This is a genomic window from Sphingomonas psychrotolerans (genome assembly GCF_002796605.1).
Lineage (GTDB): Bacteria > Pseudomonadota > Alphaproteobacteria > Sphingomonadales > Sphingomonadaceae > Sphingomonas > Sphingomonas psychrotolerans.
Window position 1 is genome coordinate 1,825,440 of sequence record NZ_CP024923.1, and the last position, 17,176, is coordinate 1,842,615.

A 17,176-nucleotide genomic window follows, 5' to 3' on the forward strand; every position below is an offset into this window, starting at 1 on the left:
CGCCCTCCGCCCGCCAGTGGCGCCACCTAGGGAACAGACACCCGCTGGAACGGCACGTTGGCCAGCTCGGGGAGCGCCTTGAGCTGGGGCTCGACGGTCTTGAGATCGCCGACCGCCACCAGAACCAGCTTCTCCAGCGGATAGCTCGCTTTGGCCGAGGCCTGCATCGCCTCGGGGCTCACCGCTAGCACTGCCGGCACATAGCGATCGGTCCAGTCGGCGGGGAGACCCAGCAGGTCCCGCGTCGCCAGCGTGTTGACCAGCGACGGCGAGGTCGAGTTCGAAATCGCGAACAGCCCCGCCATATAGGTGCGGATGCCCTTCGACTCCTCGATCGGCGCCGGCTCGTTCTGCATCCGGCGGATCTCCTTGAACACTTCGGTCAGCGCCGCGCCGGTGACGTTGGTCGTCACGTCGGCATCGAAGGTCCACAACGCGTCGCCGGGATTGAATGCCACCCCCGAGCCCGGGGAATAGGTATAGCCTTTGGTCTCGCGGATGTTGGTGGTGATGCGCGAGCTGAACGCGCCGCCGAGCAGCGAATTGGTCACTCGCTGCGGAATGTCGGCCGCGCTGCCGGCGACGGCGGCGTCGAACGACAGCCGCAAGGTGGTCTGCGGCGCATCGGGACGGTCAATCAGGATCACGCGCGGCCCAGGCTGATGCGGCGCGGCGAGCGTGAGCGGCTCGGGGCCGGCGGCCCAACCGCCGAATGTCCGGGTGATCGCCGCCTTGACCGCGGCGGCATCGAACTTGCCGGCGACGTAGAGATGCGCGCGCTTCGCCCCGAACTGATCACGGTGGAAGCCCTTGACCTGGTCGATCGTATAACCGGCGAGCTGCGCCTGGCTCGGCACGACGCGGCCATAAGGATGGTTCGGGCCGTAGATCGTCCGCGCCAGCGCGATATCGGCGAGCGTGCCCGGCTGTGACAGCCCGACGCTGAGCTGGCGGCCGAGATTTGCCTTGACCCGGGCGAGCTCGCCTGGCGGCAGATCGGGGCGGATCGCCACATCACCGATCAGCGCCACCGCGGCGGGCGCGAATTCGGACAGGATGTTCATCGTGATCTGGGTGGTCTGCTGGCCCGCGCTAACGCCAAGGTCGCCGCCCATGTCGGCAGCAGCGGTGGCCAGCTGGCCGGCGCTGCGCCCCGCTGCCCCTTCCTTCATCGTCGCGGCGGTCAGGTCAGCGAGCCATGTCGTCTCGCCTTCGCTGACATTGCCCGCGCGGACGCGCAGCGACACCACTGCCTTGGGCGCGATGCCATAAGGGACCAAGGTCACCTGCATGCCGTTGGGCAAAGTGAAGCTCTCGGTCGCGGGCAGCTTGAACGGCTTGGGCTCGCCGACCGGCGGCGGCGGCGGAAAATCCTGCGCGAGCGCCGGAGTGACGACGGCAAACGCCAGCAGGTGTGCGAGCAGCGCGCGCTTCATCACTTGCCTCCCTGTGCAGCGGTGCCCTTGGCGGCGGCACCCGGCTCGATCACGTAGACCGAGCGATTGGTCTTGCGCAGATATTCCTGCGCGGTCTTCTGGATCAACGCCGGAGTCACCTTGGCGAAGCCGTCCTCGATGCGGTTGATCGCTTGCGGATCATCGTCGAACAGCGCGTGGACCGCGAGCAGATCGACCAGCCCGACGCGGCCCCCGCCGTCGATCTCGCCATACAGGTCCGATCGCATCTTGGTCTTGGCGCGGGCGAGCTCGGCGGCCGAGACGGGCGTGCTGCGCAGCGCCTCGATCACGTCGTCCACGGCTTTGGTGATCTGCGCGGGCGTATGCGTCGGATCGTGCGTGAAACTGAAGCTCCACAGCATCGGCCCGCGATAATTGAACATGTTGCCGAGATCGCCATTGATCCCGCCGCTGATCTCGCCGGCAATGCCGGTCTGCTGGACCAGCCTGGTGTAGAGCCGGCTGTCGTCGCCCTGGAGCAGGATCTGGTCGATCAGCCCCATCGCATACCATTCCGGGGTGCCCCGACCCGGCACGTGATAGCCCGCGGCATAACCCGGCTTGGGGGCGAGCGCATCGACGCGGCTCTTGAACTTCTCGGCAGTCTGACGCGGCTCGGAGATGTCGGGCTGGACCACCGCCGGCTTTTTCGGGATTGGCCCGAAATATTTCTCGATCGTCGCGCGGGTCGCCGCGTAATCGAGGTCGCCGGCGATCACCATCACCGCGTTGCTGGGGCGATAAAAGGCGTCGAAAAAGGATTTGGCGTCGGGGACAGTCGCCGCCTCGATCTCCTTCAGATCGCCGTAGAAATTGTGGCTGTTGTACCAATTGGTGTTGGCCAGCATCGGCAGGTCGATCCAAGGCCACGTGCTGTAGGGCTGGTTAAGGACGTTGACCTTGACTTCGTTGCCGACGACGCCCTGCTGGTTCTCGAGCACGGTCTGGTCGATCACCGGATTGGCCATGCGATCGGCCTCGAGCCACAGCATCCGATCGAGCGCGCTCGACGGCAGCACCTCGTAGTAATTGGTGAAGTCGAAGCGGGTCGAGCCGTTGTTGATCCCGCCCGAATTGGTCACCGTCTTGTCGAACACGCCTTTGGGGGCGTGCTTCGATCCCTGGAACATCAGATGCTCGAACAGGTGGGCGAAACCGGTGCGCTCGCGCGGCTCGACGCGGAAGCCGATGCCGTAATAGACCGCGATCGTCACCGTGGGCGCGATCTGATCCTTCGCCAGCACGACCTTGAGGCCGTTGGGCAGGGTGAAATACTGCATGTCGACGTGCAGTTTCTGCGCCGTCGCCGGGGCCGGCTGGGCAAGCGCGGGCACCGACAGGGCCGTGGCGGCGAGCGCGAGCGCGAGGCTCCATTTCTTCATGCCGGAGAACCTCTTCGAAAGAATCGGGATGTGTGTTGGCGTAGCATCACGCCGATAGGGTGGGAAGCGCGCTTGACGCATGTCAGGACCGGACGCGCGATCCCGTTTCCCCAAGGGCAGGCGCTCGTCATCCCGGTGCCAGACGCGGCGACACGCCAGCCGGCGAGCACGCTCGACCGATCATTTCGAACCGGTACGGTGACGCGCTTATTGGGCAGCCGTCTATTGGGCAGCCTTCGCCTTTCGCGCTTCGAGCCGGTTGAACATCTCGCGCGCTGTCTCGCCGTCGGTCACGCCTGCGATCCTGTATTTCACCTTGTCGGCCGCGCGCTGCTTTTGCCTGGCTTCGCTCAGCTCGGTGGGATCAATCGCGAGGAACGCGGCGGGGCGAATGATTGCGATCGCCTCGTCGATCATTCCGCGCGCCTCGAAATCGGCGGCGAGTTGCATCCGCAGATCATCGTGCTGGGGCATCAGCTCGAACGCGCGGTAGAGCGCGTTCTGCGCCGGTTCTGGCGGCAGACGTCCGGCTTTGACGAAGCTGTTGTAGAAGCCCTGGAGGATGCGCGGATCGTCGGGAGTTTTCTTTGCGGCCTCGCCATAAAGCGTGCGCGCAGCGGTCCAGGCCGCGGGTTCCTTGTTGCCCGAGGCGGCGAGCCGGTCGGTCAGCATATCCGCCTTGGCAGCAATCGCTAAACCGTCGTCCGGGGCGGCCTGGAGCCAGCGAGCGGCGAATTCCGCCGCCTGTTCGTCGCGCCCGGCAAGGCGCTGCGCCTCGAAGGCGAGCCGCAGCGCGTAGGCATCCGACGGATGGTCCCTCGCCGCGTCTACGACCTTGTCGGCAAAGGCGGCGGCCTCGCGCGCGGGCACGCCGGCATACAGCCTCATGTCGAACGACAGCATCGCCTCTTCCGCGGGGCGCACCTTGCGCGTGGTGATTGAGCCGGAGTCGAGCTTCTTGAAGGGCAGCGCGAGCGCGTTGAGCTTGAACTTCACCGAGTAGGTGCGCAGCTCTTCGTTGAGCTTGTCGAGGTCTCCGAAGGCGCCCTGCGCGGCCTTTTCGAACGCGACGCCTTTGTTCACGCTGGCGAGATATTTCTGCAATTGCCCGCGCCGCACTCCGGCGTTGCTGAGATAGTGAACGAGCAGCCAGCCCTCTGAATAGAGCAGACCAAGGTTAGATTTGACGTCACTGTAGCTTTTCGCGGCAAGCAATTGCCGCATATGAATCCATTGATTGTACCACAAGGCAGGATATCGGGACTCGAGACGGTTACCGACCACGACGGTGTCGCTCGCATCGATTTCGATCGATCCCATATATTCGGCGAACCCCTCGGAATACCAGACAGGGTACGCCGCCGGGAAATACTGGTGCATGAAGTGGTGGGTGAGTTCATGGAACAGGATCTGCTGCGGCTCCATATCGGCGATATAGACTTCGCCGCGCGACCCCTTGCTGCCGCGAATCTTGGTCCGCGTCATGACCGTGTACGGACCGCGCAGGGTGGTATCGTAGAAGCCGGCGACGCCTCCCCCCCGAAGGGCCTGACTTCCTGCACCGCATCCATGTCGGCGACGAGGAATACCGTCACCCGGATCGGGGTCGAAGGCGCGGTCGCGCCCGACAGATAGCGCAAGGCGACGTGGAATTTCTCGAGCCGGATCGCGGCGTCGCGAGCCGCGCTCTGGCTGCCGGCCGCATAGACCGTGAAGTGCTGCGACGTTGCCACGTGCCATGCCGCGAATGCCGATGACGGCGCAATCGCCAGCACCAGCGCCAAAATAAACCTGAACATATGCCCCCCTTGCCCATCAGAAGCCTATCGCTGGGCAAGGGTCTCGGCAAGTCGGGCCTTGCGACTACTTCGCCATCACCGCCGACTGATCGAGCGGCACCACCGGCAACAGCACCGAACTCGCCTGCACCCCGCCATAGACGATCGACACGGTCGCCTTCTGATAGTCCGACTTCTTGGCGAAGAAGATGTTGTCGACATATTTCTGCGGGTTGCGATCATAGACCGGGAACAGGCTCGACTGGATCTGGACCATGATCCGATGCCCGGGCTGGAAGACATGGTTCACCGTCGGCAGACGAAACTTGTATTGCTGGACCTTGTTCGCGGGGATCGGCTCGGGCTTTGAGAAGGAATTGCGGTATCGACCGCGGAAGATGTCCATCGCGATCGGCAGCTGGAACCCGCCCATCTCCTTCTTCGTCGCCATCTCGTCCGGATAGACGTCGATCACCTTGACGACGAAGTCGCCATCGGTGCCCGTCGTCTTCGCGAAGATATCCGCCAGCGGCGCACCCGAGACGCGGACCGGCACGGTCAGCGGGTCGGTGACGTAGGTCAGGACGTCGGTGCGGCCATCGACGAAGCGCTGATCGGTGACGAGATAGGTCGACCAGCGCCCGTCGCTGAAATTCACCGGCCGCGGCAGATGTGGGACCGGCTTGGCCGGATCGGAGACATAGGAGTCCGACCCCTGCCCCGGCTTTTCGAAGCCGAGGCCTTCGGCAGGCTTGAGATAAATGGGGGTAAGCTTGGCGTCGCAACCGGTCTCGCAGGCGAGTGGCCATTTGTTGAGATACTCCCAGCGATTCTCGCCGGTATTGTAGAAGCTCGCTTTTGCCGGGGTGAACGCCGGCGCGCCGTCCTTGAGATACGCATTGAAGAACGGCAGCAGGATATCGCGCCGCGCCTGGAGCGCGGTGTCGCCCTCGAATTCGAGCTGGCCGAGCTTCGAACCGTTATAGTTGAACCCCGAATGGCGCCACGGCCCCATCAGCAGGAAGTTCTTGTCGGCCTGGCTCGTCTTCTGCATCGCCTCGAAGGTCGTGATCGCGCCGTACATGTCCTCGTGATCCCAGATGCCCTGCTCCCAGAGCGTCGGCACGTTCGACGGGTTCTTCGCCAGCAATTTGTCGAGCGCCTGGCCCTGCCAGAATGCGTCATAGGCGACGTGCTGGCTCATCTTGTTCCACGCCGGCAATTGGTCGTAGCCGAACTGCTTCGCCCAATCGCCGGCCGAGCCGATCCGGCGGAACGTATCGTAATCGTCCCATTCGGGGCGGTTGGGCGCCTTCCCGTCGCCCTTGTAGCCGGTCTGCGCGCCGATCCAGCCGATATTGGCGAGGCGGAAGGCGCCGTAATGGAACCAGTCGTCGCCCATCCAGCCGTCGATCATCGGGCTCTCGGGCGCGGTGACCTTGAGCGCCGGGTGCGGATTGAGCAGCGCCATCACCACAGTGAAGCCCTCATAGGACGAGCCGAGCATGCCGACCTTGCCGTTGCTCTCGGGGGTGTTCTTGACCAGCCAGTCGATCGAATCCCACGCATCGGTGGTGTGATCCACCTTGGTCGGGTTGAGCGGGCCGACCGGCGGCCGGGTGATGACATAGTCGCCCTCCGAACCGTATTTGCCGCGAATGTCCTGGAACACCCGGATATAGCCGTCGCGCACGAACACCTCGTCGCCTTCGGGCAGCGCGTTGAGCATCGTGGTGCTGTCGGTGCGCTTGACGCGGCCGGCGGCGTTATAGGGGGTGCGGGTGAACAGGATCGGCGCGTTCTTCGCGCCCTTCGGGATGACGATGACGGTATAGAGCTTCACGCCGTCGCGCATCGGGATCATCACTTCGCGCTTGATGAAGTCCGAAGCCTGCGTCGGGGGCGAGAATTTCGCCGGAATGTCGTTGAACGGCTCTGCTTGCTGCGCCAGCGCGGGCGATGCGAGGATTGCGGTACCCGCGAGAAACGCGGTGAGCAGCTTGTTCATGGACGACCGTGGCTCCCTGTGTGGAAGCGCCGTCGATAGACCCGGAATAGTAACACATGAAAGGAAATTCCCTCTCCCGTCGGGAGAGGGAGGGAGCCGCTGAAAGCGGCGGAAGGGTGAGGGTCGACCGGCAGCGTACCGTTGACCCTCACCCTTCCTACGCGCTTCGCGAGCAGGCCCCTTCCCGCTCCCAAAGGGTGCGGGAGTAGGTCAGGCGTGTTCGGGTGCCCCGAGCAGCTCTGCCTCGACATCCTCGACCATGTGCGGCCGGGTCGCGCCGATCGGGCCGACGCCGTCGTTCACCGGGCTCGGGCGGCCGATCTTGAACGCCGCGGAGGTGCGGCCCTCGCTGCCGTCGGCGAGCGTGTAGCGCGCCTCGGCGATGACGACCGGGTTGAACACGCGACCCATCTCGCCCTTGGGCACCGCGAGGTGCGCGTCGATGCGCGTGCCGTCGCCCGGCTCGATCGTCACCGGCGGAACCGCGGTATCCGCGGCGCGCCCGGCCAACAGGTTGTCCATCTCGCTTCCTTCGGCGTCGGCGAGCATGAAGGTAGAGATCCGGACGTTGCGCGCGGACACGTCCCCCGAATTGCCGACGGTCAGCTCGACATCGACCAGCGCCTCTTCCTCGCTGGTGCCGGCGCGGACCGGACGCAGGCCGAATTCCAGCCATGGGCGATTGGCGACCGGCGCGGGGGCATCGGTCACACCGGCAAGGTCCTCGCTCTCAGCCTCGGTCACTTCTGCCTCGACATGCGCCTCGGCGAGTTCGTTCGCTGGCGACGGGATCGCCGCAGGGGCAATGGTGGCGGCAGCGGTCGCCGCCATGAACGGGCTCAGCTCGGGCTCGCGACGCGGCTCGATAATCGGCGCGGCGGTGACAGGCGCAATCGGCGCCTCATAAGCGCGCGGCGCGACCGGCTCTTCAAAGACTCGTTCTTCGACGGTGTCGGTCTCGTCGGAGCGGCGGCGCATCAGCAGCAGAACGGCAGCACCGGCGACGAGGATCAGCAACCCGCCCAGCAACCACGGCCAGGCGAAGCTGGATCCACTGCTTGTCGCGGTCTGCGTCGTCGTGGTTTCGGCGGGGGGCGGCACAGCTTCAGGCGCAGGCGCAGCGGCGATCGGCGCGGGCGCGGGCGCCTCGGCGGCGGGTGCCGGCGACTGGGCTACTGGCGTGGCTGCCGGTGCCGGTGCCGGTGCCGGTGCCGCCTCGCGGACCGGTGCTGCGGCACGCGTCGTCTGCCGCACGGTCTGGCGACTCTGCGTGGTGCGGGTGGCCGATCGTTCGGCGCGCTCGGCTCGCGGGGCGGCTTCGGTCACCGTATCGGGGCGGGGTCCGGGCGGCGGCGCGGGCTGCACGATCGGCGCCGACGGCGCCATCTCGATGCGCGGTGCGGACGCTGGCGCCTGAGCGGGCGTGACCGCAATCGGTGGTGGCGTGACGGTCTGCGTCGACGCCTCCTGCGCGAAAGCCGGGGTGGCAAGGAGCGCGGCACCGATCAACAGTGCGGCGCGGGGGCGGACGAGGTGCTTCTTCATCATATCGCAGGTTAAACGAGTGGAACCCGCAACTCGCCCCGTCAGGTGCGCCCAGCCGTTGCCGATCCGCGACGAACAACCGGATTAATTCAAGGTTCAGCAAGTGGATCCCCGCACTTGCGAGCGCGAAAAAGGTTCCCTGCCCCGGTTTGACACGCGCGCCCTCGCCACCTATATCGCTCTCACACCACAGCACCGGGAAATGATGCGCAGTCGCGCAGTGCATCGTGCGAATTGGCGTTGTGGAGTTCATAGGACGCTGAAAGCTGCCGAAACCCGCACAGGGAGTCGTGCAGCCTTTTCGCGTCCTTTCGCACGTCCCGGCCCGGAAAGGGGCACCGAAATTACGGCTGACGAGGCACAAAACACCCATGGCTACCAAAGCGATCGAAGACGGCGCACAGCGCCCGGGCTCGGGCGGCACGATGAAGCGCCGCATCCGCAAGGTGTTCGGCAACATCCACGAAGTGGTCCAGATGCCGAACCTGATCGAGGTTCAGCGCGAATCCTACGAGCAGTTCCTGCGCAGCGATCCCTCGATCGGCTATGTCTCGGGCCTCGAAAAGACCCTGCGCTCGGTCTTCCCGATCCGCGACTTCGCCGGCACCGCCGAACTCGATTTCGTCAATTACGAGCTCGAGCAGCCCAAGTTCGACGTCGAGGAATGCCGTCAGCGCGGCATCACCTATGCGGCGCCGATGCGCGTTACCTTGCGCCTGATCGTGTTCGAGGTGGATCCCGATACGGAAGCCCGTTCGGTGCTCGATATCAAGGAGCAGGACGTCTATATGGGCGACATGCCCCTGATGACGGGCAACGGCACCTTCTTCATCAACGGCACCGAGCGCGTGATCGTCTCGCAGATGCACCGTTCGCCGGGCGTGCTGTTCGATCACGATCGCGGCAAGACCCACGCCAGCGGCAAGTATCTCTTCGCCGCCCGCGTGATCCCGTATCGCGGTTCGTGGCTCGATTTCGAGTTCGACGCCAAGGACATCGTCAACGTCCGTATCGACCGTAAGCGCAAGCTGCCGGTGACGACGTTGCTCTACGCGCTGAACATGAACAGCGAGGACATCCTCAATTACTTCTACAACCGCGTGACCTATGTCCGCGGTCCGGGCGGCTGGCAGATCCCGTTCGATCCGATCAACTGGCGCGGCGCCAAGCCGATGTTCGACATCGTCGACGCCAAGTCGGGCGAGATCGTGTTCCCCGCCGGGCAGAAGATCAGCCCGCGCGCCGCGAACAAGGCCGCCAAGGACGGTCTCGAGACGTTGCTGATCCCGACCGAGGAAATCTTCGGCCGCTACAGCGCGTTCGATCTGATCAACGAGTCGACCGGCGAGATTTACATCGAGGCCGGCGACGAAGTGTCGGCCGAGAATCTCGAACTGCTCGACAAGGCAGGCATCGAAAAGCTCGAGCTGCTCGACATCGATCACATCTCGACCGGTCCGTGGATCCGCAACACGCTCAAGGTCGACAAGGCCGAAGAGCGCGAGCAGGCGCTGTCGGACATCTACCGCGTCATGCGCCCCGGCGAGCCGCCGACGCTCGAGACCGCGGAATCGCTGTTCAGCGGCCTGTTCTTCGATCCCGAGCGCTACGACCTCTCGGCCGTCGGCCGGGTCAAGCTCAACATGCGCCTCGATCTCGACGCCGAGGACACCGTCACGACGCTGCGCACCGAGGACATCCTCGCGGTGGTCAAGACCCTCGTCGACCTCAAGGACGGCAAGGGCGAAGTCGACGACATCGACAATCTCGGCAATCGTCGCGTGCGTTCGGTGGGCGAATTGCTCGAGAACCAGTATCGCGTCGGCCTGCTCCGCATGGAGCGCGCCGTTAAGGAGCGGATGTCCTCGGTCGACGTGTCGACGGTGATGCCGAACGACCTGATCAACGCCAAGCCCGCGGTCGCCGCGGTGCGCGAGTTCTTCGGCTCGTCGCAGCTCTCGCAGTTCATGGATCAGACCAACCCGCTTTCCGAAGTGACGCACAAGCGTCGCGTTTCGGCGCTCGGGCCGGGTGGTCTCACCCGCGAACGTGCGGGCTTCGAAGTCCGCGACGTGCATCCGACGCATTATGGCCGCATCTGCCCGATCGAAACGCCGGAAGGCCCGAACATCGGTCTGATCAACAGCCTCGCGTCGTTCAGCCGCGTGAACAAATACGGCTTCATCGAGACGCCCTATCGTCGCATCATCGACGGCAAGGTGACCAACGACGTCGTCTATCTGTCGGCGATGGAAGAGGCCAAGCACACGATCGCGCAGGCTTCGGCCGAGCTCGACGAGGAGAGCCGCTTCACCGAGGAACTGGTCTCGTCACGTCAGGCAGGCGAATTCCTGATGGCGTTGCCCGAGCAGATCACGCTGATGGACGTCAGCCCCAAGCAGCTCGTCTCGGTCGCCGCATCGCTCATTCCGTTCCTGGAAAACGATGACGCCAACCGCGCGCTGATGGGCTCGAACATGCAGCGCCAGGCCGTTCCGCTGGTGAAGGCGGAAGCGCCTTTCGTCGGCACCGGCATGGAAGAGACCGTCGCCCGCGATTCAGGTGCCGCGATCGGCGCACGCCGTTCGGGCATCGTCGATCAGGTCGATGCGACGCGTATCGTCATCCGCGCATCGGGTGATGTCGAAGCCACCCAGAGCGGCGTCGACATCTACACGCTGATGAAGTTCCAGCGCTCGAACCAGTCGACCTGCATCAACCAGCGTCCGCTGGTGAAGGTGGGCGAAGTGGTCAACGCCGGCGACATCATCGCAGACGGCCCGTCGACCGAGTTCGGCGAGCTCGCGCTCGGCCGCAACGCGCTCGTCGCGTTCATGCCGTGGAACGGCTACAACTACGAGGATTCGATCCTCATCTCCGAGCGGATCGTCAAGGACGACGTGTTCACGTCGATCCATATCGACGAGTTCGAAGTGATGGCCCGCGACACCAAGCTCGGGCCCGAGGACATCACGCGCGACATCCCGAACGTCGGCGAGGAAGCTCTCCGCAACCTCGACGAAGCCGGCATCGTGTACATCGGTGCAGAGGTCGAGCCGGGCGACATCCTCGTCGGCAAGATCACGCCGAAGGGCGAGAGCCCGATGACGCCGGAAGAGAAGCTTCTGCGCGCCATCTTCGGCGAAAAGGCCTCGGACGTGCGCGACACCTCGCTGCGCCTGCCCCCGGGCGTTGCCGGCACGATCGTCGACGTTCGCGTCTTCAATCGCCACGGCATCGACAAGGACGAGCGCGCGCTGGCGATCGAACGCGAAGAGATCGAGCGCCTCAAGAAGGACTCGGACGACGAGCGCAACATCCTCAACCGTGCGACCTGGTCGCGCCTGAAGGAAATGCTGATCGGTCAGGTCGCGACTGCGACGCCGAAGGGCCTCCGCAAGGGTGCGACGATCGACGCCGACCTGCTCGACTCGGTCGACCGCCACGAATGGTGGAGGTTCTCGGTGCAGGACGACGCCATGCAGGCGAACCTCGAAGCGGTGAAGGGCCAGTATGACGAGGCCGTGAAGCGCATCAAGGACAAGTTCGAGGATCGCCGCGAGAAGCTCGAGCGTGGTGACGAGCTGCCGCCTGGCGTGCTCAAGATGGTCAAGGTCTTCGTGGCGGTGAAGCGCAAGCTGCAGCCGGGCGACAAGATGGCCGGCCGTCACGGAAACAAGGGCGTCATCTCGCGCATCCTGCCGGCGGAGGACATGCCGTTCCTCGCCGATGGAACGCCGGTCGACCTCGTGCTCAACCCGCTGGGCGTGCCTTCGCGCATGAACGTCGGTCAGATCTTCGAGACCCATCTCGGCTGGGCCGCGCGTCAGCTCGGCCAGCAGATCGGCGTCGCGCTCGAAGATTGGCGTCATGCCAATCCCGACGCGGTCGGCGGGCAGATGCCCGATGCAGTCAAGACGCGCCTCAAGGAAGTTTACGGCGATCACTATGTCGCCGAGATCGAGGCGCGCACGTCGGACCAGATCATCGAGCTGGCGACCAATTTGAAGCCGGGCGTGCCGATGGCGACCCCGGTGTTCGATGGCGCCCGCGAGGCGGACGTCTCCGAGATGCTGGCGCTGGCGGGTCTCGATACGTCGGGCCAGTCGACGCTGTACGACGGTCGCACCGGCGACACGTTCGATCGCAAGGTGACTGTGGGCATCATCTATATGCTCAAGCTTCACCATCTCGTGGACGACAAGATCCACGCGCGTTCGATCGGGCCGTACAGCCTCGTCACGCAGCAGCCGCTGGGTGGTAAGGCGCAGTTCGGCGGCCAGCGCTTCGGCGAGATGGAAGTCTGGGCTCTGCAGGCATATGGCGCAGCCTATACCCTGCAGGAGATGCTGACGGTGAAGTCCGACGACGTGGTCGGCCGCACCAAGGTCTACGAAGCGATCGTCAAGGGCGACGACACCTTCGAGGCCGGCATCCCGGAGAGCTTCAACGTGCTCGTCAAGGAAATGCGCTCGCTGGGCCTCAACGTCGAACTCAAGACCGACGAACCGGGCTTCGACAGCGACGGCGTCCAGATCGCGGCGGAATAAGGGAACCGGGGAGCGTCGGTTTACAAAACCGATGCTCCCTTCCCTCCCCCGCCCAGAGATTTGTCCTCCCATGAGGAAACAGAAATGAACGAACTGACCAACTTCGCGAACCCGGTGGCCAAGCCGGAGACCTTCGACCAGATCCAGATCGGCATCGCGTCCCCGGACCGTATCCGCTCGTGGTCGTTCGGCGAGATCAAGAAGCCGGAAACCATCAACTATCGCACGTTCAAGCCCGAGCGTGACGGCCTGTTCTGCGCGCGCATCTTCGGGCCGATCAAGGATTACGAGTGCCTGTGCGGCAAGTACAAGCGCATGAAGTACAAGGGCATCGTCTGCGAGAAGTGCGGCGTCGAGGTCACCGTCTCGAAGGTTCGCCGCGAGCGGATGGGCCATATCGAGCTCGCCGCCCCGGTCGCGCACATCTGGTTCCTCAAGTCGCTGCCGTCGCGCATCGGCCTGTTGCTCGACATGCAGCTCAAGCAGCTCGAGCGCGTGCTCTATTTCGAAGCCTATATCGTCATCGAACCGGGCCTGACCCCGCTCGAGAAGTATCAGCTCCTCACCGAGGATGAACTGCTCGACGCGCAGGACGAATATGGCGAGGACGCCTTCTCGGCCGGCATCGGCGCCGAAGCGGTCAAGCAGATGCTGATCGACCTCGATCTCGAGGGCGAGCGCAAGGAGCTGCTCGACGAGCTCGCGGTCACCAAGTCCGAGCTGAAGCCCAAGAAGATCATCAAGCGTCTGAAGGTCGTCGAAAGCTTCATCGATTCGGGCAATCGCCCCGAGTGGATGATCCTCGATGTCGTTCCGGTCATCCCGCCCGAGCTGCGCCCGCTGGTGCCGCTGGACGGCGGCCGCTTCGCGACGTCGGATCTCAACGATCTCTATCGCCGCGTGATCAACCGCAACAACCGCCTCAAGCGCCTCATGGAGCTGCGCGCGCCGGACATCATCGTCCGCAACGAAAAGCGCATGCTCCAGGAAGCCGTCGACGCCCTGTTCGATAACGGCCGCCGCGGCCGCACGATCACCGGCGCCAACAAGCGTCCGCTCAAGTCGCTGTCCGACATGCTCAAGGGCAAGCAGGGCCGCTTCCGCCAGAATCTGCTCGGCAAGCGCGTCGACTATTCGGGCCGTTCGGTGATCGTCACCGGGCCTGAGCTCAAGCTGCACCAGTGCGGCCTGCCGAAGAAGATGGCGCTCGAGCTGTTCAAGCCGTTCATCTACGCCCGCCTCGACGCCAAGGGTCTGTCGATGACTCTCAAGCAGGCGAAGAAGTGGGTCGAGAAGGAGCGCAAGGAAGTCTGGGACATTCTCGACGAAGTCATTCGCGAGCACCCCGTCCTTCTGAACCGCGCGCCGACGCTTCACCGTCTGGGCATCCAGGCGTTCGAGCCGGTGCTGATCGAAGGCAAGGCGATCCAGCTCCATCCGCTGGTCTGCTCGGCGTTCAATGCCGACTTCGACGGCGATCAGATGGCCGTCCACGTTCCGCTGAGCCTCGAGGCCCAGCTCGAAGCGCGCGTCCTGATGATGTCGACCAACAACATCCTGTCCCCCGCCAACGGCAAGCCGATCATCGTGCCGTCGCAGGACATGGTGCTGGGCCTTTATTATCTGTCGATGATGAAGGAAGGCGAGCCCGGCGAGGGCATGATGATTTCCGACATGTCGGAAGTCCATCAGGCGCTCAACGCCGGTGCGGTGACCTTGCACACCAAGATCATCAGCCGCGTGCCGCAGACCGACGAAGCCGGCGTGATGTCGATGAAGCGCTACGAGACGACGCCGGGCCGCATGCTGCTCGGCGAGACGCTCCCGCAGTCGCACAAGGTGCCGTTCGAGACCGTCAACCGCCTCCTCACCAAGAAGGACGTGGGCGACGTGATCGACGAGGTCTATCGCCACACCGGCCAGAAGGAGACCGTGCTGTTCGCCGACGCGATCATGGCACTCGGCTTCCGCCACGCGTTCAAGGCGGGCATCTCGTTCGGCAAGGACGACATGATCATTCCGGACGCCAAGGTGGGTCTCGTCGACGACACTCGCGGCCAGGTGAAGGACTATGAGCAGCAGTACCAGGACGGCCTGATCACGCAGCAGGAGAAGTACAACAAGGTGATCGACGCCTGGAGCCGTTGCGGCGATCAGGTGGCGAGCGCCATGATGGACGAGATCAAGGCGGTTAAGCGCGATCCGGTGACCGGCCGCGAGAAGGACATCAACTCGATCTACATGATGGCCCACTCGGGTGCCCGCGGTTCGCAGGCGCAGATCAAGCAGCTCGCCGGCATGCGCGGCCTGATGGCCAAGCCTTCGGGCGAGATCATCGAGACGCCGATCATTTCGAACTTCAAGGAAGGCCTGACCGTCCTCGAATATTTCAACTCGACCCACGGCGCCCGTAAGGGCCTCGCGGACACCGCGTTGAAAACGGCGAACTCGGGGTACCTCACCCGTCGTCTGGTCGACGTGTCGCAAGACTGCGTCATCATGGAAGACGATTGCGGTACCGAGCGCGCGCTCGAGATGCGTGCCATCGTCCAGGGCGGCTCGACCATCGCGTCGCTCGGCGAGCGCATCCTCGGCCGCACCACGGCAGAGGATGTGGTCGACAAGGACGGCAAGGTCCTCATCCCGTCGGGCACCTTGCTCGACGAGGCGATGATCACGCAGATCGAGACCACTGGCATCCAGGGGATGAAGATCCGCTCGCCACTGGTCTGCGAAGCGCGGATCGGTGTCTGCGGCAAGTGCTACGGGCGCGATCTCGCCCGCGGTACCCCGGTGAACATCGGTGAAGCGGTCGGCGTCATCGCGGCGCAGTCGATCGGCGAGCCCGGCACCCAGCTGACGATGCGGACCTTCCACATCGGCGGCGCGGCGCAGCTCAACGAGCAGTCGAACCTCGAAGCGCCGATCGACGGCAAGGTCGAATTCCGCGACGTCCGCATGATCGTCGATCAGCGTGGCCGCCGCGTGGTCACCTCGCGTTCGGCCGAGCTGGCGATCGTCGACATGGACGGCCGTGAACTCGCGGTGCACCGCATTCCCTACGGTGCGTATGTGCTGTTCGACGATGGCCACATCGTCTCGCAGGGCGATCGCATGGCGGAGTGGGATCCGTTCACCATGCCGGTGATCACCGAGAACCCCGGCATCGTGAAATATGTCGACGTGATCGAAGGCAAGACGATGACCGAGCAGGTCGATGAAGCGACGGGCATCGCCCAGCGCGTCATCACCGAGAATCGCGGCATCTCCGCCAAGAAGGAGGATTTGCGTCCGCGCCTGACCCTCACCGGCGGAAGCGCCGAGGAGGCCGGCCGTTACATGCTGGCGGCAGGCGCAGTGCTCTCGGTCGAGGACGGTGCACAGGTCCATGGCGGCGACGTTCTGGCCCGTGTCAGCCGCGAGTCCGCCAAGACCCGCGACATCACCGGCGGTCTGCCGCGCGTCGCCGAGCTGTTCGAAGCACGCAAGCCCAAGGAAAACGCGATCATCGCGAAGGTCTCGGGCCGCGTCGTGTTCGGCAAGGACTATAAGGCCAAGCGCAAGATCGGGATCATGCCCGAGGACGGTGGCGAGGTCGTCGAGTATCTGGTGCCGAAATCGAAGGTGATCGACGTTCAGGAAGGCGATTACGTCAAGCGTGGCGACAACCTGATCGGCGGCAGCCCCGATCCGCACGACATTCTCGAAGTGCTCGGCATCGAGCCGCTCGCGGAATATCTCGTGTCGGAAATCCAGGAAGTCTATCGACTGCAGGGTGTGAAGATCAACGACAAGCACATCGAGGTGATCGTTCGCCAGATGCTGCAGAAGGTCGAGATCATCGAGTCCGGCGACACCACCTTGCTGGTGGGCGAGCAGCTCGATCGTGACGAAATGGACGAGCAGAATGCCAAGCTCGAAAAGGGTCAGACCCCGGCACAGGGCAAGCCGATCCTGCTCGGCATCACCAAGGCGTCGCTGCAGACCCGCAGCTTCATCTCGGCGGCGTCGTTCCAGGAGACCACCCGCGTCCTCACCGAGGCGGCGGTCCAGGGCAAGCAGGACACTCTGCTCGGCCTCAAGGAGAATGTGATCGTCGGCCGTCTCATCCCCGCCGGTACCGGCGCGGGCATGAACCGCCTGCGTGTCGCAGCCTCGTCGCGTGACGCGGCGCTTCGGGTGGCCCAGCGCCGCATGAACGAAGCAACGCTGATCGCGCCGAACTCGGCCAAGGAAGAGCATGAAGCCGAACTGGCCCGCTCGGCCCGCGACGCCGGCGGCACCGGCGACGACGCACTGGCCAGCGTGGTCCCCTCGGGCCACGGCACCGACGCGGACGCCGGCGAGTATCTGAACGAGAGCGAGTGATCGCTTTCGTTCGGCGGCTCGGACGCTGAAACAGAAAAGCCGCCGTCCGGGAGACCGGGCGGCGGCTTTTTCGTGGGTGTAGCCAAGT

General features: G+C 64.5%; 8 protein-coding genes. 2 read left to right on the forward strand and 6 right to left on the reverse strand.

The window, feature by feature from the left end; translation table 11 throughout:
- Positions 1-26: 26 nt before the first annotated feature.
- The 6 genes from CVN68_RS08350 to CVN68_RS08375 all read right to left on the reverse strand — a co-directional run bounded on the left by CVN68_RS08350 (position 27) and on the right by CVN68_RS08375 (position 8,170).
- On the reverse strand, positions 27-1,436 hold the full coding sequence (locus CVN68_RS08350) for a M16 family metallopeptidase (protein WP_100281791.1): 1,410 nt from the start codon (positions 1,434-1,436) through the stop codon (positions 27-29).
- Positions 1,436-2,839, reverse strand: a complete 1,404-nt coding sequence (locus CVN68_RS08355) for a M16 family metallopeptidase (RefSeq protein WP_100281792.1) — start codon at positions 2,837-2,839, stop codon at positions 1,436-1,438. Before CVN68_RS08355 ends, CVN68_RS08350 begins: the two co-directional genes overlap by 1 nt.
- A 222-nt stretch (positions 2,840-3,061) precedes the next feature.
- Positions 3,062-4,324, reverse strand: coding sequence for a tetratricopeptide repeat protein (locus CVN68_RS08360; RefSeq protein ID WP_100281793.1), 1,263 nt, complete (start codon positions 4,322-4,324; stop codon positions 3,062-3,064).
- A complete protein-coding gene (locus tag CVN68_RS08365) occupies positions 4,321-4,638 on the reverse strand; it encodes a hypothetical protein (RefSeq protein ID WP_100281794.1) in 318 nt (105 codons plus the stop codon). Before CVN68_RS08365 ends, CVN68_RS08360 begins: the two co-directional genes overlap by 4 nt.
- Before the next feature lie 64 nt (positions 4,639-4,702).
- Positions 4,703-6,625 carry a CocE/NonD family hydrolase gene (locus CVN68_RS08370; RefSeq protein WP_100281795.1) on the reverse strand — a complete coding sequence of 641 codons (1,923 nt, stop codon included), beginning with the start codon at positions 6,623-6,625 and terminating at the stop codon, positions 4,703-4,705.
- A gap of 210 nt (positions 6,626-6,835) precedes the next feature.
- Positions 6,836-8,170, reverse strand: a complete 1,335-nt coding sequence (locus CVN68_RS08375) for a hypothetical protein (protein ID WP_158298797.1) — start codon at positions 8,168-8,170, stop codon at positions 6,836-6,838.
- Positions 8,171-8,541: 371 nt separating this feature from the next.
- Here CVN68_RS08375 and rpoB point away from each other — a divergent pair, with 371 nt between their 5' ends.
- Positions 8,542-12,720, forward strand: coding sequence for a DNA-directed RNA polymerase subunit beta (gene rpoB / locus CVN68_RS08380; RefSeq protein WP_100281797.1), 4,179 nt, complete (start codon positions 8,542-8,544; stop codon positions 12,718-12,720).
- Positions 12,721-12,804: 84 nt separating this feature from the next.
- Positions 12,805-17,088, forward strand: coding sequence for a DNA-directed RNA polymerase subunit beta' (gene rpoC, locus CVN68_RS08385; RefSeq protein WP_100281798.1), 4,284 nt, complete (start codon positions 12,805-12,807; stop codon positions 17,086-17,088).
- Positions 17,089-17,176: the final 88 nt, after the last annotated feature.

Excerpts from the sequence above, each read along its gene's own strand:
- CVN68_RS08370 (WP_100281795.1), bottom strand. The coding sequence starts at position 6,625 with ATGAACAAGCTGCTCACCGCGTTTCTCGCGGGTACCGCAATCCTCGCA.
- CVN68_RS08375 (WP_158298797.1), bottom strand. The coding sequence starts at position 8,170 with ATGAAGAAGCACCTCGTCCGCCCCCGCGCCGCACTGTTGATCGGTGCC.
- rpoC (WP_100281798.1), top strand. The coding sequence starts at position 12,805 with ATGAACGAACTGACCAACTTCGCGAACCCGGTGGCCAAGCCGGAGACC.
- CVN68_RS08365 (WP_100281794.1), bottom strand. The coding sequence starts at position 4,638 with ATGTTCAGGTTTATTTTGGCGCTGGTGCTGGCGATTGCGCCGTCATCG.
- rpoB (WP_100281797.1), top strand. The coding sequence starts at position 8,542 with ATGGCTACCAAAGCGATCGAAGACGGCGCACAGCGCCCGGGCTCGGGC.
- CVN68_RS08350 (WP_100281791.1), bottom strand. The coding sequence starts at position 1,436 with ATGAAGCGCGCGCTGCTCGCACACCTGCTGGCGTTTGCCGTCGTCACT.
- CVN68_RS08360 (WP_100281793.1), bottom strand. The coding sequence starts at position 4,324 with ATGACGCGGACCAAGATTCGCGGCAGCAAGGGGTCGCGCGGCGAAGTC.
- CVN68_RS08355 (WP_100281792.1), bottom strand. The coding sequence starts at position 2,839 with ATGAAGAAATGGAGCCTCGCGCTCGCGCTCGCCGCCACGGCCCTGTCG.